This window comes from Paenibacillus catalpae (assembly GCF_900112695.1).
Taxonomy (GTDB): domain Bacteria; phylum Bacillota; class Bacilli; order Paenibacillales; family Paenibacillaceae; genus Pristimantibacillus; species Pristimantibacillus catalpae.
The window spans coordinates 729,410-753,591 of the sequence record NZ_FOMT01000004.1; the positions used below are offsets into that span (position 1 = coordinate 729,410).

Below are 24,182 nucleotides of genomic sequence, written 5' to 3' on the forward strand. Positions count from 1 at the left end.
ACAATTGAAAAAAATCAGCTTGCAGCAGCGGCGGATTTTACTCTTGCTCCATATTATTTTTGCGGCGATTATGCTTGGCGTGCAGGTCGTGTTTATCATACTGGCCCTAACCGCATCCGTTACAAGTGATGCTGATGTGCTGCAGGCGTGCTACACCATTATGCATCTGTTGGCCGATTCAAGCGTACGGGCATCAACGATCGGCACAACCGTAACCGGCATTGCGCTATCGTTACTGACCTCCTGGGGGCTGTTCCGCTACTACTGGATTATGGCCAAGGAAGTACTCACCCTGCTCGCTATCGCGATAGGCTTTATTGGTCTTTATGAGTGGACTTTGCGGGGATTAAACGATAACGGCAGCTTAACCGTGCATCATACGTGGCTGCTGATCGGAATCGCTCTGCAGACCTTGTCTCTTGTCATCATGTACATTCTGTCCGTGTGGAAACCGGGCGGCAAACGAAAAGCCCCGGCCTTATAAGGTCCGGGGTTTTACCGCTTCATCATCAGCAGATGCTCTTAAAATAAATCATCGTGGCATCCAATCGGCCGTCAGCCGATCTCGCAAAGTCCGGAATCCGGCCTGCCAGAGCGTACCCTACTGAACTATACAAAAGATTCGACGGATCACCTTCCCTTGTATCCAGCACCAGCAGCGACCGGTTCTCCTTCAGGGCAGCCGCTTCCGCTTCCTGCATCAGCATCCGTCCGATCCCTCTGCGCCTGAACGCCGGATGCGTCATCAGCTTCGCAATCTCCGCGCGGTGGGAGCCGTTAGCCTTCCCGCATAGCTGCAGCTGAACGGTGGCTGCAATCTGCCCGTCTACTTTGGCTGTGAACAGTAACACATCCGGATCCGGAACACTCCTCCAGTAATCCTTCGCTTCCTCCATTGAGAGCGGCGGCAAGAAACCGATAGACGCTCCATCCTTCACCACCTCGATCAGCAGCTCCGAAAGTTCTTCCAGCGAGGCTTCTAATGACGTTAATTGTTCAATCACAATGGACCCGCCCATGCTTATATCCCTCCATCTCAAATGCTTATAAATCAATCATAATGGCATGTTTATCATTTGTATAACGAATAATATATGTTACTATAATTCATATTTTCGATGACGAAAGGGACGTTTTGCATGGATTCCTCCCAACTTGAAGCGTTTATCGCGATCGCTCAAATTCTTAACTTTACAAAAGCCGCCGAGCATCTTCATATCTCCCAGTCGGCCATAACGGCACGAATTAAAGCGTTAGAGGCGGCTGTCGGCAAGGAGCTGTTCCAGCGGGATAACCGGAACGTCAGCCTGACACGGGCAGGCATCGCTTTTTACCCTTATGCGGAAAGGATGCTGCGACTATTCGAGGAAAGCAAGCTGACGCTGTCGGACAGCTTCGAGCAGTCACTTGTCTTGAGCGGTCCGGGCTCCGTCTGGCATTACTGGTATTTGCCGCGTATTCTCGCCTTTAGACGTGACAACCCGCAGGTTGCCGTAAAATTCTTAAGCAATATTGACCCGGGCTATATGATCCGCGATCTTCTGCTCGATGGCATGGTGCATCTCTCCATTAAGTTTGATCCGCCCGAGCATCCGAAGGTAATCAGGCAGCTGCTGTTCGAGGATGAGATCCTCCTCGTGTCCAGGCAGCCAAGAGCTCGTAAGGTGGAGAAGGAAGATTTCCGGTCAGCGGATTACTGCCACAATGTGTGGGGGTCATCTTTTCCCGAATGGTTCGCCGAGCTGGTTGGCCCCGGCTATGTTCCCGCCCTGGAGACGGATCATTCCACCATCATGCTGACGATCCTTCTGCAAGGAGAAGGATTTGGCTTTCTGCCCCGCTCTATTGCACAGCCTCATCTGGATTCGCATAGCTTGTTTGAGCTGCCATGTGCCTTCGATATGCCGTCCATCCGGGCATACGCAACGTACTTAACCGACCAGCAGCATCAGGGCAGCGTTCAGCTTGGTCTCAAGCTGCTCGGTCTTTCTTGATACAAGTGTCATATGAGCTCTACTATTCTCATACAATTATTTTGCTGACTCCTTATCCGATTACAAAGGGAGGATCGCGGATGAGACACGGGGAGCCAATAACGGCTGGTTATGCGATGATCGTAAGAGAAGATATACCGACAGGACTACGCTATGAAGCGCTTGTTGCCGCATTCGAACGACAGATGGGAAGATTAGAGCCTGAGCTCGCAAGACAGCTTGTCCAGCAGCAGGCGACTTGGGAACAAGTACAGGCTGCCGTCAAGCAGGCGGAAGGCCCGCATGGGCTGATGATTTTGTCGGAAGTAAACCAGGGGGAGCTCCTGTCCCTTCATAACGGCATTAAGCAAAGCCGTCTCTATCTGGTCGGCAATCCGCTTATCGCTGAACCCATCCTTGCAATTGACCGAAGAGCCAGCCTGTACGTTCCGTTCCGGGTCACCCTGTACGATGACGGCAGCCCGCATGGCGCCTTTATCTCCTTTGACCGGCCCTCTTCATTCCTTGGCGCTCTCCACCAGCCGGCCCTTGCACCGTTTGGACAGCTGCTGGATGCCAAGATCTACAGCGTCGTGCGCTCGATCCTCATGTAACGATATAAACCAAGAAGGAGGACACTGCATTACGCAGTGCCCTCCTTCTTTTGACGGCCGATTAGAAACGGCCAATGGCTACAAATATAGCGATCGCGAGCATAATGACGTTCATTCCGATGCTGCCGTATTCAGCGCGTCTTGCATGAAATATGGCTGCAAAAAGCATGATGACTGCGATTCCAAGCGCAGCAATTGGTGTCAGGACAGGCGCTAGGTCCGTTGCCCACGGGAGAATTAAACCTAGTCCGCCAAGCAGTTCCGACAGGCCGATAAAAACGACAAGACCTTTCGAAGCATCCTTCGCCCACGGCATCGTTGATCTTACTTTATCAGGCTGGAAGGTTTTCATCACACCCGCCGGGATAAACATTAAAGCTAACAGCACCTGTGCAGCCCATAATGCCATATTCATTGATTTGACCTCCTTGATTACGTCTTGTTTATAGCGATATAATAAACCCAAGGGTTTGAATGCGGAAGTAGGCACATCAAATAAACCTAGTATCCAAAAAGATACCTTAAGCCCCGTCTGGGATTGGAGGATGTAACGTGGAGGAAAGCTGCAGCACGGTTGAGACCGCATTAGAGATTCTGGTCGGAAAGTGGAAGCCCGTCATTTTATATCACCTCTTCACAAGCGGTACGATGAGATTCAGTGAACTGCAAAGGGCATTGCCGAATATTACGAAAAAAATGTTGACCTCCCAATTAAGGGAATTAGAATACCACGATATCGTGCACCGGAAAATTTATATGCAGATCCCTCCAAAGGTCGAATATTCCATTACGGAATACGGACTAAAAATGGGCCCTCTCTTGCAGGCCATGAATGACTGGGGTACCTCTCATATGCAGCATTTAAATGAGTTGTACGGGGATGACCGGAAGGTACAGGCGCTGGAAGCAATTCAGGATTAACCAGGATCAATCAATAAGCTGAAATAGAAAAATCCCCACGCGAGTGGGGATTTTTTGGCGTATTAAGCGACATTCGCTTTCTGATGATAGGAGGCCTGCTTGGCCCGCGGACGATGATGCAGCAGGTAGTAACCGCCGGCACAGATAAGCGTAACGATTCCCGCCGCAAGGTACATCATCCGATAATCGGAGATCGAAGCGATCATGCCCATGAAATACGAGCCGAGCCCGTAACCAAGGTCAAACATGAGGAAAAAGGTTCCGTTCGCACTGCCCCGCCGGTGTTCAGGCGACAGCTTGATGGCAAGCGTCTGGAAGCACGGCAGCAAGGCACCGTATCCGATCCCCATAATAACACCAGCAAACAGTACCATAGCTGCAGAATGCGCCTGACTGAGCAGGAACATGCCAACAGCAAACAAGCCAATCCCCGGATAATACAGGTAATGCTCCTTATAACGGTCGAACACCTTGCCGATAACAGGCCGGAAGGCAACAATCATAACCGCAAACACCATGAAGAACGTCCCCGTCACTTGAGACTGGTGAATTTCTTCGGTGAACGATGCCATAAAGCTGGATAAAGAGCTGTAGGCAAAAGAAAGAATAAAACCAACCAGCGAGATCGGCAGTGCAGCGGGCTCAACGAAGCTGCTCAGGCGCCATCCCTTCTTCACCGGCTGGGATGCGGCAAGCTCTGCTGCAGCGTCAGCAGTTTGAGCTTCAGCGGACTCCGGTCCTTTATCCCGCGGCATGCGAAGTCCAACCGCAAACGCCAGAGACAGGGCCGCAATGATACAAATCGCAAGCAGCAGCACGTTGATGTTCTTATCCTTCCATAGGAAGAGTCCAAGCGCGGGTCCAACGACCATCGCAATACTCATGAACATCGTATAATAGCCCATCCCTTCCCCTTGCCGGGAGCCGGGAACAATCGTAGCGGCAACGGTACTCATCGCTGTTGAAGCGATGGCATAGCTCATGCCGTGAATGAAGCGGATGATAAGGAATAGAATAATCCCTTTGGTCCCGAAATAACACAGACAAGCGAGGAGGAAAATAATCATCCCGATAACCGCCATTTTTCTTTTGCCGAAGCGGTCGACCCACTGGCCGGAGAAAGGCCGGATCAGCACGCCGCCAAGCACATAAATCGTAATGACCAGCCCCATCTGCTGTTGGTTGCCGTGCAGACTATCCCGGACATACAGCGGAAAGGCCGTCGTCAGCACATAAAAGGTCAAGAACATAAAAAAACTGCTCACGCAAATAATGACGAAGTTTCTCGTCCAAATTTTCTCTCTAAGCAAGGTCAACGCTCTCCAATCCCGAATGAAACTTTCTATATGTTGAATCATTATAAAATTAGAAATTCATAAAGTATAATACTTATTTTATAATGAATTCATCATATGAAAGTTATATAGAGGAGCGTAACCCGCATGGAATTTCTCCAGTTGAAATATTTTCAGGCCGTCGCCCGGCATGAGCATATTACGAAAGCCGCCAAGGAGCTGAACGTCTCGCAGCCCTCGCTCAGCAACTCCATCAACCGTTTAGAGAAGCGGCTTGGCGTCCCTCTCTTCGAGCGGCAGGGCAGGCATGTGAAGCTGAATGCTTTCGGCAAAACCTATCTTCGCCGCGTCGAACGCGCCTTTCTCGAGCTCGAAGAGGGCGAACGGGAAATAACGGATATGGCCGGGCTGGAGCATGGTACCGTCTCGATCTCCGTTACGCTGCCCTATGTGCTGCCCATGATGCTGAAGGAATTTCTGACGCTGCATCCGCATATCCGGATCATACAACGGCAGCTGGGCTCCGTCTTGGAGATGCGAAGCGAGCTGGAGAACGCCGATATCGACTTCTGCATCTCCACGACCCAAATTAACGGACCGGACATCGAGTGGCTGACTCTTGCCGAGGAAGAGCTGTGCTTGACGGTGCCCAAGGGGCATCGCTTTGCCTCGCGGGAGAGCATCTCTTTAATTGAAGCAGAGGACGAGCCGTTCATCGCGCTCTCCTCCCGCTCCAACTTTCGCGAAATAACGGACGGCTTCTGCCGGAAAGCCGGCTTCGAGCCCCATGTTGCCTTCGAGCTCGAGGAGGTCAGCTCCATTCAGACACTGGTCGAGATGGGTCTTGGAATTACCTTCACCCTTCCGCTGTCACTGGGCAATCGGGCATCCAGCCCCGGTACCGTGCAGCTTAAGATCACCGATCCCACCTGCCGCCGCACCTTCGGCATCGCCTGGAACCGGAAGCATTACCTGTCTCAGGCTGCCGTCCATTTCCGCGACTTTGCGATCAGCTTCTTCGGAAAGCTGTAGCCCCGCCGCCGCTGCTTTAAGGTCCCCAAGGGTCCTTAAAGTCACTTCTGGCCAGTGATCTCCTGCATTTAAGGCCCTTTAGGGACCTTATTAGTCAATCAACAGCTGAGACTTGGCATGTTTGTCCGCCTCCAACCTGCTTTAAGGTCCCCAAGGGACCTTATCGTCTCTTCTAGCCAGTGATCTCCTGCATTTAAGGCCCTTTAGGGACCTTATTAGTCAATCAACAGCTGAGACTTGGCATGTTTGTCCGCCTCCAACCTGCTTTAAGGTCCCCAAGGGACCTTATCGTCTCTTCTGACCAGTGATTTTCTGCACTTAAGGCCCTTTAGGGACCATATCTTCGTCTGCCCGCACCATACGTTGGATCGGCTCCAGTAGATTTGCTCCCTCCTGATGCTTCATGGCCTCTACGCTGGATCTTATCCAGCATAATCTTTCAAAAAGAAGGTTACTGGGGCTATTCGTGCTTGTTTTCCTGCATCTACTCCAACGTAGTCACAATTGGATCTCCTTGGTACGGCGGCTCATACACACAATAATGCGTGCTTTATTGCCGTTTTCTTCGATGATCGCGCGCTTAGATAAGCGCTTCTCTATAGAAAAATATAAAAAGCCCTCAATAATGAGGGCTCCGATCTAACGCCGGTATGCGCGGCTGCGCAATTGGGATTTAGACGGCATAGCTGATAATGAACCGCCAAGGCTGCGTCATGTGATAATTCGAGGCACCCACCCTGCATCAAGCAGCCCCAGCTCCAGCTCCAACACTAGATCAACCGGCACATCCTTCGGTTCAAAACGCGGCACCGAACGCCGTTTTCGTATAAGCTGAACTAACTCCAGCCATACCCTTCCTAGCTCCGCAATATAAATCGCAGCATATCGCTAATCATGGGATGGACAACCGATACATGCCCTTCCCCTTCAAACAACCGGTACCTGTGCCGCAGGCCGTCTGCCTGATACGGTTCGACCAGCTCGTTCAGCTGTTTCGAATCCGCAACCATATTAGGCTTCTCATCCGGGCCCACGCCACTATACAGCGAGATATCGTGCAGCTTGCCGGTCTGCTGCAGCCGCTGCAAGGATTCCGGAAGACGGCTTCCCTGCGTGCATTCGTCTAATTCACCCTCACCGTTTTAACGAAAACAGATGTATGCGAATACATTAAAGTATGATCTCCGTATAGGAAGGGGTTGTCCCCATGAATATTGCCGTTGCTGTCATCCATGGGATCGGTCAGAGCAGGGAAGATTTTTACGCCGAGTTGGCCAAAAATCTAAGCGCGCAAATGGCTGTCGTCAATCCGGAAGTCAACTTACATGTAGAGGGTATTTACTGGGGAGATATTGTGAACCGGCTGGAAGCAAAATTATGGAATCGGATTCAGGAGAAAAGGCTCCGCTGGGCCAAATGGCTCAGGCTGCGTCCCTTCTTCGTTAACCAACTAGGCGAAGCAATCGCCTATCAGGCTATTCCCCGGGAGTATGATCCGTCCCCCGATGATTATATTTACGACGAGATTCACCGGCGTTTCGCCGTCTGTCTGCAGCGTCTGACCGAGAAAGCGGGACAAGATGCTCCGCTCTGCATTATTGCCCACAGCTTGGGTTCAATCATTGCCAGCAACTTTTTCTACGATCTACAGAATGGCAAGCTGACAGCCAAAGCTTCAGAGGTCATCGGGGCGAGCAGCTCCGGGCTTGGGCGGGGCGAGACCCTGACTCATTTGTATACCCTGGGCAGTCCGCTTGCCGTATGGGCTTTGCGGTTTGAGGACTTTGGTGTCCCGATTGCTGTTCCTGCCCCTCCGCTCCAAGGGCTTGGCATAGGGGAATGGGTGAACTTTTATGATACCGATGATGTAATTGCCTATCCGATCAAGCCATTAAATGATCGATATAAAATGGTCGTTACCGAGGATATCGAAGTGAAATGCCCGGGCCTGCTAAGCTGGACGCCAATGTCCCACCGCAAATATTTTCAAACCCCAGCTGTCATTGAACGCATTGTTCATTCCTTAAGCACGCTGCAGGTCTATTACGAAGAAGCCCGGCCATAGAGGCCGGGCTTTATTATAGATGCTCTGTTATAACCTACAGCTTAAATTTGCCTACCGCTGCTTCGAGCCCGGCTCTCCTGCTCTTCATTTTCCAAATGCCATCCTACAAATTTCCCTAATTTCCCTTAAATTTCGACATACCTGCTCCAATTTCCTCCATTCGGCGAAAAACAAACACAGCCACATCCGATATCGGATGTGGCTGTTATAGCTGCTTAATTAACCGCAGCACTTCTTATATTTTTTCCCGCTGCCGCAAGGGCATGGCTCGTTTCGGCCGACTTTGGCCGATACGGCTTGCTGCTGCTTAAGAGGGACGATATTTCGTATAGGATCGGCTCCCGGGCTGTCCGACCCTAATTCGACAGGCTTGAACCCGGCATTCGACCACATCCGGGTGTTATTGTACACATTGATGACCAAATGAATGACCATCTCCAGCTGCTCTCTGGTTGGGATCTCAATTTTCCGATCCTCGAAGCCCATCATGATTTCTTCAATTGGTCTTCCCATCGAGCAGTTGAATTGAATCTCCGAGATCAGGTCCTGGACAAGACCTTTATCCTTGCACAGATACTGCAAAATATATTGCTCGAGCCCCGCCAGTTGAGGCGTTTCCTCGTAATAGCCATACTCCGCATATTGCAAGAACTCTTGTTTGCTCGGAATGTAGTACGGTTTATCCGCAACGTTCGCCAGCAGCTCTTCCAGCTCCTCCTGATTGTCATTATCATAATAATCAGCAATCAGTCTGCCATCTGCCACATGCCAGCTCTGCTCCCGTCTTGTGAGCAACTCACTAACGCGGGTAAACTCCGCCTCATCCAGCTGCTCTTCATTCTGTGCGTTATAGATGGCGATAAATTGCTCAAACGGGCATAAGCCGTATAAATTCATGGCAGCAAGAATGTAGGTGCCAACATGCTGTATGCGCTCGCGCTCCTTCAGAAGCGTTGGTCCAACGACCTTCGCATACGCCTCTTTCACTTCCTCAGGCAGAACATAATACAGCTTGTCCTGATCGTAGAAGGAGTAGAATAACCCTGTATTCATGAGGAAGAAATAGGCTCCGGGCAACATCGCGTCATCCTGCAGGTAAGGAACGGAAAGAAGCTTCTGCAACAGCTCCCATTCCTTCGAAGTAGCGAGCAGCAAGGCCATATTTAGCTCCCGTACATCAACGATTGCTGCTTGGACGGCATCCGCCAGCTCCTGCTTCTTCAGCTTGGAGCGTCCTTTGATCTCGTAATTGCCGGCAAGCATATTCAACTTCTCTTTCGTCAGAAGCGGCAGAATCTCGGCCAGTCTGGTCTTAACCTCGCCTTTAATCGCATATTGAATGTTCATCTGCTGCAATTCTTTCATTAATAATTCCAAGGCTGCACACCATTCCTTTAATGTATGATTTCAGTAAACTGTCCTTTACCTTTGCTGCTTCTACCATACACGGACGGATGATGAATATCAAATTTGCACGAACTCGATCCAGTCAATCTGCATTCCCGGCTTCACGAAATCCAGCTTCAGCTCATACAGGCCTGCCGGAAGCTCCACCTTCACCAGCTTCTGGCGGATCCAAGCGCTTTCGGTACCGTTTGTTTGGACGGTGGTCATCAGCTCGCCATTGATCAACACATTGCATGCGCTTTGCGCCCAAGCGAACTCAGTCGACATCAGATGTACCGTAATCCGGTAAACGCCGCTTTGCCCGACCTTCATCACAACCGGCTCATCCGCCGTGAATTTCACCTGATTATTGTCAGCAAGCGACTGCACGGAGGCCGAGGAGAATAACTCAACTGCCGGCTCAAACCGCTCCGCCTTCTCTTCTGTCACCAGCGCTCTCGAGAATACCGGAGCTTTCATAATGAAATCGCAGATGTTCATTGCACTGCGCTGAAGCTCGCCGCGGGTGAGCGTTCCGTTCTCCAGCGATTCAATCGTATTGTCTCTCCACACATTGGATTCTGCGCCGTAATTCGAGACGACCATATACAGATCGTTCTGGGAACGGACCATCCAGTTCGTGAACTTGCGGTCAGCCTGACCGCCATCAACAACATCATTCATAACGGCCCACCAATCCGTCATGACGATGCCCTTGAAGCCCCATTCGCCGCGAAGAATCGTGGTGTTCAGATCATAGCTCGATGCTGCCCAATGCCCGTTAATCGGGTTATAGGAGGTCATGATTGAATTCGCTCCGCCTTCCTTCACCGCGATCTCGAAGCCCTTCAAATAAATTTCACGAAGAGCCCGCTCCGATACGACCGCATTCACACGGTGACGGTATTGCTCCTGATTGTTGCAGGCAAAATGCTTGAGCGTCGCATTCGAGCCGCCTTTCATAATCCCGCGTGTGCATGCTGCCGCGAACGCACCGGAAATCAGCGGATCCTCGGAAAAGTATTCGAAGTTGCGGCCGTTCAGCGGACTGCGGCGGATATTAAGACCCGGTCCAAGGAGAGCGTCGATATCATTGCTCAGCAGCTCGCGCCCTTCCATCACGTACAGTTCTTCAATCAGCTCTATGTTCCAGGTTGCCGCGAGCAGCGTACCGATCGCTACCTGTGTCGCCTTATGCCCGCTGTCCATGCGGATGCCGGACGGACCGTCCGCTGTGCAGGCAACCGGAATGCCGTAGCCAAGCAGATTCTCGCTTACGCCGCCAAAGGCCGACGCCGTGCCCGGTGTTACCTTCGGGCTGGACATGCCCTCACCGCGGACAATCGCCGCCAGATCATCATCGCTAAGCTGCGCGACAAAAGCTTCCATGCTTACTTTGCCATCCGCAACATCCTGCAGCTTGTAGCCTTGATTGCCCGTCTGTTCAAGCGTCACAGGGAGGTTCTTCTCGATCCGTTCCGCGAGCGAAATCTTGCGAACCGGCACTTCGGCAAAGACCTGCTCATAAGTGCCGTCTTCCTTCTTAGCACCCGGCATCATACGCGAGAAGCTGACTGTCGGCGCCATCGCCTCCTCTAATTGCTCCACCAGCTGAAGAGCTTCAACAATGTAGCCGTCCTTCCCGTCAACGGCCACCGCCGCAGCCTTCTTCACGCTATTTCCGGCGAAAATACGGTACGTTCCGGCTTCCAATACATAAGCCGAAGAGTAACCCGTTACACCTGAATCATCATAGGAAGCCATCGCGTGTACCGGGAAGCTTAATGTAAGCCACTGCGATTCTCCCGGCTGAAGCTCCTTCGTCTTGGCGAATGCCGCCAATGCCTTCGCCGGTTTGCCCAGCTGTCCTTGCGGCGCCTCATAATAAACCTGTACCGTTTCTTTGCCGGCGAAGACCGCGCCTGTATTCGTGACTTTTACGCCAAGCTCGATATATGCCTTGCCCTCTCTATCAACCAGCTTTGCCTGTTCAGGCGTGCTCGTGAAGGTCGTATAGGACAGGCCATAGCCAAATTCGAATTGAACCTTCTCCGGGGCAAAGGTTTCGAAGTAACGGTACCCGACATAAATATCTTCTTCATACCGATTGTTCAACTCATTGCCGTAATTGCGAGTAGACGGATAATCCTCGATGGAATAAGCAATGGTATCCGTCAGTTTACCGCTTGGAGTTACATCGCCCGCCAGAACATCGGCAATGGCATTGCCGCCCTCCATACCGCCCTGCCAAGCGTATATAACGGCTGGAATCGATTTCATTTCTGATGCGTTCAACCAGCTCATATCGATAATGTTGGATACATTCAACACAACAGCCGTCTGCTCAAAATGCTCGGCAACAACCTTCAGCATATCGAGTTCTTCTTCCGTCAGCAGGTAGCTGCCCGGCTTCACCGCATTGTCCTGATCCTCACCAGCCGTACGTCCGATGACAACTATTGCCTTGTCCGATTGGCTTCTTGCCCTCGATACCAGCTCCGCCGTCAAAGGCATTTCCTTCTGATGCCAAGGCTCCGCTGCCCATCCGCCTCCGCCGTTATCAAACGGATTTTGCTCAATCCACTGTTCATACACGGCTGCCAGTTCTTCGTTCACCTTCACGTTCTTCTTGCTGCGCATACCGCCGAGCAGATTCGTCGTATGGGTTACATTAACGCTGCCGCCTGATCCTGTACCGCTGCGGTAGTAGTTCACCTGCGTCCGGCCAAAGATTGCAACGCTTTCGCCCGCCTGAATCGGAAGCACTTGTCCGTCGTTCTTGAGCAGAACCGCGCCTTCGGCCGCTACCTTTCTGCTGAACGCCGCAAAACCTTCTAATGGAATGCCATGTGTATTCATTCTATTTTCTCCTAATCAGTTTCTACATCTATAATTGCTATGTATTATCATATCAAATTCTATATCACGAAAACATAATAAACATTCAACTATTTTCCCTTATTTATTGCATTATTCACCGGTAATGATGTCCAAAAAAGAACAACACATATAAATGTGTTGTTCCAATGATGCCGACGCATGCAGCATTATGATTTTTCTATAATCTGTTTGATATAAGACGGAAGCACAAAGCTTGCCTGAAAGATGTCAGGGTTGATATATTTGGCGGTCTGCCACTGCAAACGATTCAGATCAGCCGCGAGCGGATCCCATGTTTTCGAAGCAATGGTGAAGCTCCATATGCCGCCGGGAAACGAAGGAATGGTACATAAATAGGTGTGCACAATGGGAAACAGCTTCTCCAGATTGCCGATTGTTTTGCTCAAGCTGCTAAGATTATAATACGGCGAACCGGATTGGAACACCGCAATGCCATCCTTCGTCAGACTGTCGTACACATTCTGATAAAATTGCGGCTTATACAAGCTGACAGCCGGTCCGTAAGGGTCCGAACGGTCGACCAGCAGGACGTCCCATTTATTTTTCTGCCCCTGGATCCAAGCGTAGCCGTCTTTATAAGTCGTTTGGATTTTGTCCGAGTCAGGCTCCTTCGTCAACCATGCCCGGCATACCTCAATCACTCGTTCATCAATTTCAACAACTTCAATCTGCTGAACGCTGTCATACTTCAGTGCTTCGCGGGCCGGCCCGCAATCGCCGCCTCCGATCATGGCTACCCGTTTCGGTTCGGCATGAGTCGTCATCGCAATATGCGTAATCATTTCGTTATATATAAAGCCGTCCTTCGAGGTCACTTGAGGGGTCCCGTCCAACACAAGCATGCGCCCAAAGCCTTTTGTCTCGACGATGCTTATCTCCTGAAAAGGGGATTGCTCGTAGTGCAGCAGTGCTTTCACCTTATAGCCGACTTCCATATCCAACTCCGGAAGATCGTCCCACAGCCAGACTTCCTCATTGTTTTCTTTATGAAATCCTGTTAACGATCCCTTATTCATTATTTTTTCATCCCACCAACCATCATATTTTTTTCAACCGGTCAAGCAGCAGCCCGTCCGATCCGCTGTTCTCGCCTGTCACAAAATGCTTCATATAATACGACAAGTACTGACCGTAACCGGAATCCGTCTGAAGCAGCAGCTCGTCTACGAAATAAACGCCGTCTGGTATATCATCCAGCAGCAGCGTCGACAACGCTCCATAAATGCCGCAGGCTACCTGGAAATAGGTCGCATTAGTCTTATACTCGGCAAACACTTCCTTATTGCTCATGACATTGTACATGTACCGTTCCTTATCCTTGTAGACAAGCAGTACTCCCACCATGTCGGATCCGATCAGCTCGCCATCCAGCGGATCCAGCACTTGGTGCTTCCAGTTCCACAGATCATTGGCGTTAGCCAGATTCGCCTTGATTATATCTGTCGTATGATCGTTTACCCGATAGATGAAGCCAAACTCCATATCGAAGGCTTTGCCTAGCGTAATCACCTCTTCATGCGGCATCAGGCAGCCATAGAACTGTTTGTCCCCTAGCAGCACTTTGAATTCCAGCTCATACACATCGTGATACAGAAACATCGGCATATGCTGCTTCATCAGCATGGGATAGTTCAGAATCGCTTCATCCAGAAAACATTCCGGCGACCACGTCGAATAGACCGTTTTCTTCTGAACCTTGGATGGATCCGCATAAAACGAATCGTCCTGCTCTACAATATAAATGCCAAGCGGAAGCTCGCCTGATCCTTGCTCCAGCATGCTGAGCGCCATCCATTGCACAACGCCGGGATTCATGCCCGAGCCGATAATCGCCTTCGTATGCGTAAAGCGCCCTCTGTTCTCTTCGAAGATGCGATAGCGCTCGAGCAGCGTAAAGCCCTCCAGCTCCTCTTTTTCATCCACCATCGTGTTCTCCAGTGCCGTATTGATATACATAACCCCAAGCTCATCGCAGCATTGCAGCATTTCCACTGTATCTGCCCAAGACACATCAATAACGACAGTTGTCTTCGTATCCGTCAGATGCTGGCGGAAGCGGTTCATGTTGCCCAAATCAAACTGATGCAGCCTGAAGCCGACATGCGGAATAAACAACTTGTAATAAGACTCTTCCTTCTGTATCTTGTCCACCAAATGCAGATCCGCCTGGCGAACGAACGCATGAATCGGATCATTCGGGTCCTGGAAGGCCTTGTCAACGATCGCGAGAACCGATTTGGCCACACCTCCTCCACTCCCTAGAATCGTAAGCCCTAATCTTTGATTCACCTGTACCTCAACTCCTTTTATTCAAGGTATTCAAAGGAGGGAGGGACGAACTATTCGATGACCTATAGAATCTATCATTTTTTTGCAAACCAGAAATCCCCAAATGACGTTAACGATCCACTAACAATTCGGATATATACTGGAGTTGTGCAGCAGAATATAACTACCCTGTTCCAAGAAAGGAATTTTAGCACATGGGAATTCATACGTACTTTCAGTCGTTGACCGACCTTGAAAGAATCATTCGCTGCCCGGGGAAATTCAAATTTCAAGACCATAGCGTTGCGGAGCATTCCTGGAAGGTTATTCAATATGCGAAGACATTAGCGGATATTGAGGAAATGAACGGTGTTGCCGTGGATTGGAAGAAGCTCTATGAAATTACGAGCAGCCATGACTACGGCGAAATCTTTATCGGAGATATCAAGACACCCGTCAAGCATCATTCCATGGAGCTCCGTTCCATGCTGCTGCAGGTGGAGGAAGGAATGGTTGCCCATTTTATCGATGAGCATATTCCGGAGGAGTTCAAGCCCATGTTCCGCCGGCAGCTGCGCGAGGGCAAAGACCAGTCCGTGGAGGGTCAAATCCTTGAAGTGGCGGACAAATTGGATCAGATCTATGAAGCTTTCATTGAGCTGCAGCTTGGAAATACAGAAAAAGAATTTATTGTGATGTACCGGTCCGCCTTAATTAAAATAAAAGAAATCAAGCTTCATTGTGTCGATTACTTCCTGGCGCACATCCTCCCCGACCTCGTCAGCCAAGGCGTTAAATCCCCGATTGATATCGCGCAGATTACAAGAGAAGCTTTGGCGGAGTAACTCCCCCTTTTTACTACTATCCAAAAATGCAAAAAGCCAGCCTGTCGCGGCTGGCTTTTTTATTTAGCTTACATATCCCCATGGTCCGGCGCGATGAGCATGGAGCGGCAAGAACCCGGCTGGCCCGGCCGCAGCCGATGTAGTATCATAAAAGCAACGCTGGACAACCGAAAGGGGAAGCTTTATGTGCCGAAATATTAAGACGCTGTATAATTTCGATCCGCCGGCAACCGACGAGGAAATTCAGGCGGCAGCGCTCCAGTTCGTCCGCAAGTTGTCTGGATTCAACACGCCGTCTAAGGCAAATGAGGATGCATTTCAACTGGCGATCGGGGAGGTCACGGAGGCGGCGCGCAAGCTGCTCGGGTCGCTGGTCACGAATGCCGAGCCCCGCAATCGCGAGGTCGAGATCGAGCGCGCGCGGCTTCGAAACGCGAAGCGTTTTGGCAACGGTTCCGAATAGATGCGCCTGAAGGGCAGCCTAAGCATCTTCCATGCGATGCTTAGGCTGCCCTTCTGTGAAGACCCAGAATTTGTTGGATGAAAATCAATGATGACCAAATAAACTCAACCGTTTCGTCTCCCCGGGCTCTACCTTAATCCTGCTCCATTGCAAGTAACCGCATGAACCAAGCGGCAGAGCTGCTTCTTCCTCCGTTTCCGCCAGAAGCTTCACCTCAGCCGGAAAGCCGGTCGGATTGGTAATGAGTAAGTTCCGGGACGGGCTTTCTTCCCAGCTGCATTCGACCTGATCGATCACCGTTACGATGCCGGTTGTCTTATTGACGTAAATACCCGGAAGCTCGGCATAGGTCAGCATAAGAGACACTTCGCACCAGCAGGAATAAGGGATCGCTTCGCCAACGTTGTCCTTCCCCTCCCAATCGCTCATATTCACCCGCTCGCTCATATAACCGGGCGGCATATCCCAGCCTTCCCAGCCTCTGACCGGGCGGTCGGCCCGCGACAAATATTGCGGCAAATGGCCGGCGATTTCCCTCAGCAGCTCCAAATAATCATTATTGCCCGTTGCCCGGTACAGCTTGAGTAACGAATCACCGGACAACGTACAAATCCCCGGAGCGCTATGCTTATTCTGCACGTTAGCAATAACGGAACCCGTTGTACGGATGCCAAGCTGCTCAAAGGTTGAGCCCTTTGGAAAGCTGAAATCATAAGAGACGCACCAGGTCATCGCCTGAAGCGCTGCCTCTTCGGCCATTCGGATCCAATCCCAGTCTCCGCTTGTTTCATACAGCACCATATAGGACTCAAGCAGAGCGAAGGCTGACTCGCTGTCCGGACATTGCAAAATTTCCCCCGGCCCCCCTGTCGTAAACCCCTGAAGGGTAAACTCCCGGTAATAATGCCGCGCAGACAGCTCGGCAACAGCCATATATATGTCTTCATTAAAGTATTTCCCGCAAAGAGCCAGACCTGCCGGAGCTATACCTCCACCTGCGGAACCGCCGATGATGATATCTCCGGTCCCGGTATGAACCCATTGCCCGAATTGACCGTACTTGTGCCACAGCCGGACGAAGGCATCCGCCAGCCTCCTTGTTCCATCCAGCCATTCACCGGGGATTACATAGTCGGGGCGCGCCTCCTTAAGGGCAATCAAATGCTTCATGATGAAATACAATGCATCCGCGCTCTTGCGCAAAATGTGCCACTGCTCGGGATACTTTCGATCCGGAGCATCGTTAAATTCATCGCCATACCATTGTCCGTTGTAACAGACCCCACGGAAGAAGCCCGCTTCCGTCTGGCTGCTGAACAGGAAGCGAAGCGTATCAAGCGCTCGGCTTACTGAAAGATCACTGCCCTCAAGAAGCAAAGCGAGGCTCGACATGCCTCCCCCTACCCAGCCAACCTGCCAATCCTGATGCTTCATATCAATTGTGCCTACCGCATAATAACCAAGCTCAGCGTTCCAGTTCATCGCGTTGTACTTCCGCTCCTGAATCTCCCACGCTGCGGAGAACGGCAGGCTTCGCGCCAAGGCAGCTTGAGGCTGCCCCTTCTGGCGGACGGCTGCGAACCGCTCGAACAAGGTCTGAACATTTGGGCAAGAGAACCGATAAATCCGGCAGCTGAGCTCTACCGTATCCCCCGGCTTAAAATCATGACCTCTATCGGTGCCAGGCACTTTGGTGGTAGCCATCTCATATTTCACGGACGGCCGGACTCCCGGTGTCTGGAACGAGATTCGTGCCGAGCTCCGGTCAGCATTCTCTACCACATGGATCGAGCTGTCCCCAAACGCCGTCCCCTGCTCCGTAACAAACAGCCATCCGGTTGCCGATGCTTGATCCATAATCCCTACGGCAGGCGTAGCCGCATCGCCGGTCAGCAGATGGAAGGCAGACGGAACTTGTTCCTTATTAGACAACCGAGGAACATCCGTAATCAGGTTCGGTACATTGGGTCCGATATCATCGAGTCTCGACCAGCAAGGGGCATAGGACAACTCGCGCACTTCGAACCGGTTCCCGGCATATATGGCGCCCGGCACCAAGACATAATTTTGCGCAGACCATCCGCTCCATAGAAAAGACAATGCAACAGCGGATTCGTCCGAGACGTCATGCGACTGGAATTGTGCAGTCAGTATCTGGCCATCCGGATGGTCAACGCTGCCTTCGATACTTACTTGTACAGACCAATCCCGGCTTAGAGCGGTTTGATTTTCGGCTTCGCAATGAAGTGGAATATCGAAGGACTCCCGTATTTCACTGCCTTTATATTTCGTTACGCTGCCGGCATAAGTCACAATTGACCTCATCAATATACCCCTTCCTTAAGCAGCTAATGCTTGTTGAAGGTACGTTAACATGCCCCGGCTGACCGGTCTATTGTGAAATAAACGAATTACTGTACAATCCCGTAATTCCTTTAAATTAAAAAAACCGGCCTCCTCAGGCCGGTCCCCCCACTACAACACGCCAATCGCAATCAGCACCCAGCCGATCATAAAGGACAGACCGCCAAGCGGCGTAACCGGACCAAGCAGGCGCACTCTTTTCAAACTTAAAACGTATAGACTACCAGAGAACAGCACGATTCCCACTGCCAGGAGCCAACCTCCCGTAACGATCATCCCGGAGTCCGGATAACGGTCTGCCAAGAGCCCCACTCCGATTAATCCGAGCGCGTGAATAATATGATACTGCACGCCAGTCTCATACACTTTAAGCTTGTCCGGTTCAATCTTGCTCTTCAGCGCATGTGCGCCAAACGCGCCAATCGCAACCGCTACGGCCATCAGAATACATCCAAGCACAACAAACGTTTGCATCCCATTCCCTCTTCTCTTGAATTTTCTTCCTCTAGCATATCATGTTCCACAATAATTTCCGATTGCTTTACGGCCTGCCGGGTAGTATCGTTGTAGGTTGGAATAGCATCGGGAGGCACACTTACATTATGAAATGGTTTCAATCTACTACGGCGGAGTGGAAGGGCTGGTCCCGCAACATCCGTCTCTTCTTTCTGTCGAACATGTTATATCAATTCGGAACAGGCTTGTTCTCGGTACTCTACAACTTATATATCCACGAGCTGGGCTACCCCGACGCCATGAGCGGGACGGTCGTCAGCATGCAGTCGCTTGCCACGGCGGTCTGCTTCATCCCCATTGGCCTATTTGGCGACCGCACCAGCCGCAAACGGTTACTCCTCATCGGAGCCTTATGCAGCGGAATTGTCCTTGCCGGACGTTCCTTGTTCGAATCGGAGAGCAGCTTGCTGACAATGGCGGTTCTGACCGGAATCTTCGCAACCGTCCTTCAGGTACTCGCCATCCCTTTCCTTGCGGACAATGTGGCCAAGGCAGACCGGCTGCGCATCTTCAGCATCTACTCCGCATTTGTGCTGGCGGCCCAAGTGGCCGGCAGTCTTGGCGGCGGTGTCATTTCCGATGTGCTGCAGGATGCCGGGGTAAGCGAGCTGCTCTCGTTCAAGCTTGTCCTTCTGGCTGGCAGTATCGCCACGATCGGAGCATTCCTGCCGCTGCAGGCGATGAGGGAGAGCAAGAGGACAGACAAAACGGAGGAAAACCAGCATGCAGCCTTGCCTCAACCCGCTCCGGTAAAAAAAGAGTTCCGCTTTATTGCCGCATTTGCAGCCGTAGAGCTGCTCATCGGCATAGGCTCCGGGCTGGTCATCCCTTATCTGAACCTGTATTTTACGAACCGCTTCGAGGTCTCGCTTAGCGGCATGAGCTTCCTGCTCTCGCTTGGACAGGTGATGACCATCTTCTCCATGCTTATTGGTCCATCGCTGGCCAGCCGGATCGGACAGGTGAAGGCGATCGTAATTTTCCAGACGCTGTCGCTCCCGTTCCTGCTTATTACCGGCTTTACGAATATGCTGCTTGTCGCTTCGATCAGCTTCTTATTCCGGCAGGCTTTGATGAACGCCGCCAATCCGCTTCTGTCTGCGACACTTATGAACCGGGTCTCGGCTCGTAATCAAAGCTTGGCCAATTCGGTCATGCAAACCGCCTTTATGCTTGGCTGGGCTACCATGGGGCCGGTCCAATCCCATATCATCACATCCCATGGCTACTATTGGGGTTATGCGATTACGTTCAGCATCACAGGCCTTCTCTATGTAACCGCCTCTCTCCTCTTCTATCTTCTGTTCCGGGAGAAGAAGGAATCGCAGCCTAATTGACCATGTTGAAGCAAGGCTTAACGATGCCGCGCATCGTTAAGCCTTGCTTTTTGGTCTGCCGAGGCTGATTTAACGACGCTGCACATCGTTAAGTCCACTTTTTAGCCGGAATGTTAAAAAAGTACAATAAGTCATTTAATTCGTGTAGTAAAAGAATTTTTAATAAACGCTATAATTTTCTCTAGGAAAGGAGGATTCGCCAGCAATATTGTAAGCGCTTCACCAAAAATTCTTTTCGAAGGGGAATGCAATAAATGAGTAGATCATTGAAAAAGCTCGTCTCGATCCTGCTTGCAGCAGCGCTGCTTATCCCGATCGGCAGGCTTGCACCCGTTGCGGAAGCGGCAGATGCGGAACCGACTGTTGTTTATCATGAGGATTTCGCAAGCGATAAAGGTGTCGCAATCCAATCCGGCGGCGCCAGTCTGACGCAGGTTACGGGCAAGGTATTTGACGGCAATGAAGATGGAAGCGCTTTATCTGTAAGCAACCGGAAAGACAGCTGGGATGCGGCAGATTTCAAATTCACTGACATTGGGCTCGAGAATGGAAAAACGTATACCGCAACCGTAAAAGGTTATGTTGACGAAGGCGTGACAGTGCCTGCGGAGGCTCAAGCCTATTTGCAAGCCGTGGATAGTGATAGCTATGGCTTCCTCGCAGGAACTAATTTCGCAGCAGGAGCCCCTTTCACTTTAACCAAAGAATTTACCGTGGATACTAGCGTCAGCACGCAGCTGCGCGTTCAATCCAGCGAGGAAGGTAAAGCCGTACCGTTCTACATCGGCGATATCCTGATCACCGAGACCGCAACGGGCGGCGGTGGTGAAGAAGAACCGCCTAGACCACCGGCTTTGCCTTTTAACGCGATTACTTTTGAAGATCAAACAGCCGGCGGATTTACAGGCCGTGCAGGGACGGAAACACTCACGGTCACGGATGAAGCTAACCATACAGCAGACGGTTCGTATGCCTTGAAGGTTGAAGGCAGAACAACAAGCTGGCACGGCCCTTCCTTGCGCGTAGAGCCATATGTCAACAAAGGCTTCGAGTATAAAGTAACCGCTTGGGTTAAGCTTCTGTCGCCTGAAACAAGCACCAAGCTCGAGCTTGCCTCCCAGATTGGCGATGGCAGCAGCGCCAACTATCCAAGCCTTGCAAGCAAAACAATCTCCGCAAGCGACGGATGGGTTGAGCTCCAAGGCACCTACCGTTATAACAGCGTAGGCGGCGAGTATCTGACCATTTATGTACAGAGCTCTAATGCCACTGCTTCTTACTACATCGACGACATCAGCTTTGAGAGCACGGGCTCCGGTCCGGTCGGCATTCAGAAGGACCTCACTCCAGTTAAAGAGGTATACAAAGACGACTTCCTGATCGGAAATGCCATTACGGCTGAAGACCTGGAAGGCGCAAGGCTTGAACTCCTGAAGATGCACCACGATGTGGTAACCGCCGGCAATGCCATGAAGCCGGATGCGATGCAGCCAACAAAAGACAACTTCACTTTCACAGCCGCGGATGCCATGGTCGACAAAGTACTTGCTGAAGGCATGCAAATGCACGGTCACGTACTTGTCTGGCATCAACAGTCTCCTGCATGGCAGAATACAACGACAGATTCCTCCAACAACACGGTTCCGCTCGGACGCGAGGAAGCTCTCGTCAACTTAAGAACACATATCAAGACCGTTATGGAGCATTTTGGCGACAAAGTGATCTCTTGGGATGTTGTGAACGAAGCAATGAACGATAATCCGTCTAATCCATCGAATTATAAAGCATCCCTGCGTCAAACTCCTTGGTATAATGCCATCGGACCCGATTATGTTGAGCAGGCGTTCCTCGCCGCAAGAGAAGTGCTCGACGAGAATCCGGACTGGGATATCAAGCTGTATTACAACGATTACAACGAAGATAACCAGAATAAAGCAACAGCCATTTACAACATGGTAAAAGATATCAATGACCGTTATGCGGCAGCACACGAAGGCAAGCTTCTGATTGACGGCGTTGGTATGCAAGGGCATTACAATGTAAACACGAACCCCGAGAATGTGAAGCTCTCCCTGGAAAAATTTATATCGCTTGGCGTAACCGTAAGCATTAGCGAGCTGGACATCACGGCTGGCAGCAACTATACGCTTCCAGAAAACCTTGCTACGGCTCAAGCCTATCTGTACGCACAGCTCTTCAATATACTCAAAGAACATGCAGATCATATTGAACGCGTTACGTTCTGGGGCCTTGATGACAATACAAGCTGGAGAGCCGAGAATAATCCGCTCCTGTTCGATAAGAATCTGCAGGCTAAACCAGCTTACTACGGCGTAATTGATCCAGATACCTTTATAGCTGAAAATGCGCCTGAAACGGAGGATGCTAACCAGGCGACGGCGAAATACGGCACACCTGTCATCGACGGAAATTTGGATTCGATCTGGAGCGGCGTACAAGAAATGTCAATTAACCGTTACCAGATGGCTTGGCAAGGAGCAAACGGCACTGCCAAAGCACTCTGGGATGATCATAACCTGTATGTGCTGATTCAAGTCAGCGACTCTGAGCTTAATAAAGCAAACGCAAATGCATGGGAACAGGATTCGGTAGAGGTATTTCTTGACCAAAACAATGGAAAAACAACTTTCTATCAAAGCGATGACGGCCAATATCGGATTAATTACGACAACGAGACATCCTTCAGCCCAACAAGCATTGCAACCGGCTTCGAATCGCAAACCAAGAAAACGGAAACCAGCTACACGGTTGAGCTTAAAATTCCACTTACAGCCGTAACACCTGCTAATCAAAAGAAGCTTGGCTTTGACGTACAGATCAATGACGCGACAGACGGTGCTCGTACCAGCGTTGCCGCATGGAACGATACAACCGGCAACGGTTACCAGGATACTTCGGTATACGGCGAGCTTACCCTTTCCGGCAAAGACGATAACGGCTCTGGCTCTGGCAGCGGCGGCGGCTCCTTACCGCAAACTAGCAACGTTGTGAAGAACCCTGACGGTTCAACAACGCTGAAGCCAGAAGTGAAAACAACAAACGGCAATGCCGTTGGCACCGTTACAAGCGAGGACCTGAAAAAAGCACTCGAGCAAGCGACTCCGGCAGCAGGCGGCAAGAAGCAAGTTGTCATCGACGTACCGCTGCAAGGGAATGCAGCTTCGTATGCCGTTCAATTACCAACGCAAAGCTTAAAGAACGCGGACAGCTATGTTTTAACAGCAAAGATCGCCAACGCTTTTGTTCAAATTCCAAGCAATATGCTCTCTAACACAAATGTTACCGCGGACCAGGTATCCATCCGTGTAGCTAAAGCTTCCATCGAGAACCTGGATGCAGCGACCCGTGAACTAATCGGCAATCGTCCTGTTATCGATCTGAGCCTTGTCGCAGGCGGCAATGTGATCGCATGGAACAACCCGGCTGCACCGGTAACGGTAGCTATTCCGTACACGCCAACAGCGGAAGAGCTTAAGCATCCGGAGCATATCGTGATCTGGTATATCGATGGCAGCGGCAAAGCAACTCCGGTTCCAAACAGCCGTTACGATGCGGCAACCGGTGCGGTCATTTTCCAAACGACGCATTTCAGCACCTATGCAGCCGTATCCGTCTTCAAGACGTTTGGAGATCTGGCTAAAGTGCCTTGGGCCAAAGAAGCCATTGACGCCATGGCCTCCCGCGGCGTCATCAAAGGCACAGGCGAGAATACCTTCTCCCCTGCCGCTTCAATTAAGAGAGCAGATTTCATCGCCCTTCTTGTAAGAGCGCTTGAGCTGCATGGCAGCGGCACAGATGCTGCAATGTTCAGCGATGTTCCAGCTGACGCGTACTATTATAGTGAGCTGGCTGTTGCCAAGGAGCTTGGTATAGCAACGGGCTTTGAGGACAACACCTTTAAGCCAGGCAGCAGCATCACCCGTCAAGATATGATGGTGCTGACCACGCGTGCTCTGAAAGTAGTCGGCATTCAATTGCCAGCGGGCGGTTCCCTGGACACGTTCTCTGATGCAGCAAGTGTTGCCGGTTATGCGCAAGACAGCGTAGCGGCACTTGTCAAAGCCGGTGTTGTTACCGGCAATGCGAGCAAGCTCGCCCCTAACGATCAGTTGACCCGTGCGGAAGCAGCGGTAATTCTGTACCGGATTTGGAAACTGTAATGAAGCAGATAGCAAGAAATA

At 51.0% G+C, this 24,182-nt stretch carries 20 protein-coding genes; 10 read left to right on the forward strand and 10 right to left on the reverse strand.

Translation table 11 applies throughout. The features are described from left to right. Positions 1-4 precede the first annotated feature (4 nt). Positions 5-484 (forward strand): hypothetical protein, encoded by a 480-nt coding sequence (locus tag BM200_RS21045; protein WP_091188602.1) that lies wholly within the window; start codon positions 5-7, stop codon positions 482-484. Between the two features lie 25 nt (positions 485-509). On the opposite strand, the gene BM200_RS21050 is transcribed toward BM200_RS21045, so the two are convergent. After that, positions 510-1,019 (reverse strand): GNAT family N-acetyltransferase, encoded by a 510-nt coding sequence (locus BM200_RS21050; RefSeq protein WP_091188603.1) that lies wholly within the window; start codon positions 1,017-1,019, stop codon positions 510-512. Positions 1,020-1,139: 120 nt separating this feature from the next. Here BM200_RS21050 and BM200_RS21055 point away from each other — a divergent pair, with 120 nt between their 5' ends. Continuing rightward, the gene (locus tag BM200_RS21055; RefSeq protein WP_091188604.1) at positions 1,140-1,994 is read left to right on the forward strand and encodes a LysR family transcriptional regulator; all 855 of its coding nucleotides are present in this window, start codon (positions 1,140-1,142) and stop codon (positions 1,992-1,994) included. An 80-nt stretch (positions 1,995-2,074) separates the two neighbouring features. Further along, positions 2,075-2,587 (forward strand): DUF302 domain-containing protein, encoded by a 513-nt coding sequence (locus tag BM200_RS21060; RefSeq protein WP_091188605.1) that lies wholly within the window; start codon positions 2,075-2,077, stop codon positions 2,585-2,587. A 61-nt stretch (positions 2,588-2,648) separates the two neighbouring features. On the opposite strand, the gene BM200_RS21065 is transcribed toward BM200_RS21060, so the two are convergent. Then, positions 2,649-3,002 carry a DoxX family protein gene (locus BM200_RS21065; protein ID WP_091188606.1) on the reverse strand — a complete coding sequence of 118 codons (354 nt, stop codon included), beginning with the start codon at positions 3,000-3,002 and terminating at the stop codon, positions 2,649-2,651. A 137-nt stretch (positions 3,003-3,139) separates the two neighbouring features. Here BM200_RS21065 and BM200_RS21070 point away from each other — a divergent pair, with 137 nt between their 5' ends. Further along, positions 3,140-3,508, forward strand: coding sequence for a winged helix-turn-helix transcriptional regulator (locus BM200_RS21070; RefSeq protein WP_091188607.1), 369 nt, complete (start codon positions 3,140-3,142; stop codon positions 3,506-3,508). A 62-nt stretch (positions 3,509-3,570) separates the two neighbouring features. Here BM200_RS21070 and BM200_RS21075 read toward each other — a convergent pair whose 3' ends face one another. After that, positions 3,571-4,818, reverse strand: a complete 1,248-nt coding sequence (locus BM200_RS21075; protein ID WP_175532947.1) for an MFS transporter — start codon at positions 4,816-4,818, stop codon at positions 3,571-3,573. 132 nt (positions 4,819-4,950) lie between these two features. Here BM200_RS21075 and BM200_RS21080 point away from each other — a divergent pair, with 132 nt between their 5' ends. After that, positions 4,951-5,835, forward strand: coding sequence for a LysR family transcriptional regulator (locus BM200_RS21080; protein WP_091188609.1), 885 nt, complete (start codon positions 4,951-4,953; stop codon positions 5,833-5,835). An 857-nt stretch (positions 5,836-6,692) separates the two neighbouring features. Here the strand turns inward: BM200_RS21080 and BM200_RS21085 are convergent. Further along, positions 6,693-6,923 (reverse strand): alpha/beta hydrolase, encoded by a 231-nt coding sequence (locus BM200_RS21085; RefSeq protein WP_091188610.1) that lies wholly within the window; start codon positions 6,921-6,923, stop codon positions 6,693-6,695. 119 nt (positions 6,924-7,042) lie between these two features. Here BM200_RS21085 and BM200_RS21090 point away from each other — a divergent pair, with 119 nt between their 5' ends. Next, positions 7,043-7,900 carry a hypothetical protein gene (locus BM200_RS21090; protein WP_091188611.1) on the forward strand — a complete coding sequence of 286 codons (858 nt, stop codon included), beginning with the start codon at positions 7,043-7,045 and terminating at the stop codon, positions 7,898-7,900. Positions 7,901-8,119: 219 nt separating this feature from the next. Here the strand turns inward: BM200_RS21090 and BM200_RS21095 are convergent, their stop codons facing one another. The 4 genes from BM200_RS21095 to BM200_RS21110 all read right to left on the reverse strand — a co-directional run bounded on the left by BM200_RS21095 (position 8,120) and on the right by BM200_RS21110 (position 14,476). Next, a complete protein-coding gene (locus tag BM200_RS21095; protein ID WP_091188612.1) occupies positions 8,120-9,277 on the reverse strand; it encodes a YecA family protein in 1,158 nt (385 codons plus the stop codon). 87 nt (positions 9,278-9,364) lie between these two features. Then, positions 9,365-12,145: a glycoside hydrolase family 3 C-terminal domain-containing protein gene (locus tag BM200_RS21100; protein ID WP_091188613.1), complete on the reverse strand. Its 2,781-nt coding sequence runs from the start codon at positions 12,143-12,145 to the stop codon at positions 9,365-9,367. A 188-nt stretch (positions 12,146-12,333) separates the two neighbouring features. Further along, entirely contained in the window at positions 12,334-13,203 is an 870-nt protein-coding gene (gene speE / locus BM200_RS21105; RefSeq protein ID WP_091188614.1) for a polyamine aminopropyltransferase, read from the reverse strand. A 22-nt stretch (positions 13,204-13,225) separates the two neighbouring features. Continuing rightward, a complete protein-coding gene (locus tag BM200_RS21110) occupies positions 13,226-14,476 on the reverse strand; it encodes a saccharopine dehydrogenase NADP-binding domain-containing protein (protein WP_091188615.1) in 1,251 nt (416 codons plus the stop codon). Between the two features lie 194 nt (positions 14,477-14,670). On the opposite strand from BM200_RS21110, the gene BM200_RS21115 reads away from it, so the two are divergent. Further along, complete coding sequence (locus tag BM200_RS21115; protein ID WP_091188616.1) at positions 14,671-15,300, forward strand: YfbR-like 5'-deoxynucleotidase; 630 nt, start codon at positions 14,671-14,673, stop codon at positions 15,298-15,300. A gap of 184 nt (positions 15,301-15,484) precedes the next feature. Beyond that, positions 15,485-15,763 carry a DUF2277 domain-containing protein gene (locus tag BM200_RS21120; protein ID WP_091188617.1) on the forward strand — a complete coding sequence of 93 codons (279 nt, stop codon included), beginning with the start codon at positions 15,485-15,487 and terminating at the stop codon, positions 15,761-15,763. 84 nt (positions 15,764-15,847) lie between these two features. Here the strand turns inward: BM200_RS21120 and BM200_RS21125 are convergent, their stop codons facing one another. Together BM200_RS21125 and BM200_RS21130 are read right to left on the reverse strand one after the other, a co-directional pair. Beyond that, a complete protein-coding gene (locus tag BM200_RS21125; protein WP_091188618.1) occupies positions 15,848-18,088 on the reverse strand; it encodes a hypothetical protein in 2,241 nt (746 codons plus the stop codon). Positions 18,089-18,238: 150 nt separating this feature from the next. Further along, positions 18,239-18,601 carry a DUF423 domain-containing protein gene (locus BM200_RS21130; protein WP_091188619.1) on the reverse strand — a complete coding sequence of 121 codons (363 nt, stop codon included), beginning with the start codon at positions 18,599-18,601 and terminating at the stop codon, positions 18,239-18,241. Positions 18,602-18,729: 128 nt separating this feature from the next. Between BM200_RS21130 and BM200_RS21135 the strand changes: the two genes are divergently transcribed. Further along, the gene (locus BM200_RS21135) at positions 18,730-19,980 is read left to right on the forward strand and encodes an MFS transporter (RefSeq protein WP_091188620.1); all 1,251 of its coding nucleotides are present in this window, start codon (positions 18,730-18,732) and stop codon (positions 19,978-19,980) included. Positions 19,981-20,234: 254 nt separating this feature from the next. After that, positions 20,235-24,161 carry an endo-1,4-beta-xylanase gene (locus tag BM200_RS21140; protein ID WP_091188621.1) on the forward strand — a complete coding sequence of 1,309 codons (3,927 nt, stop codon included), beginning with the start codon at positions 20,235-20,237 and terminating at the stop codon, positions 24,159-24,161. Positions 24,162-24,182 lie beyond the last annotated feature (21 nt).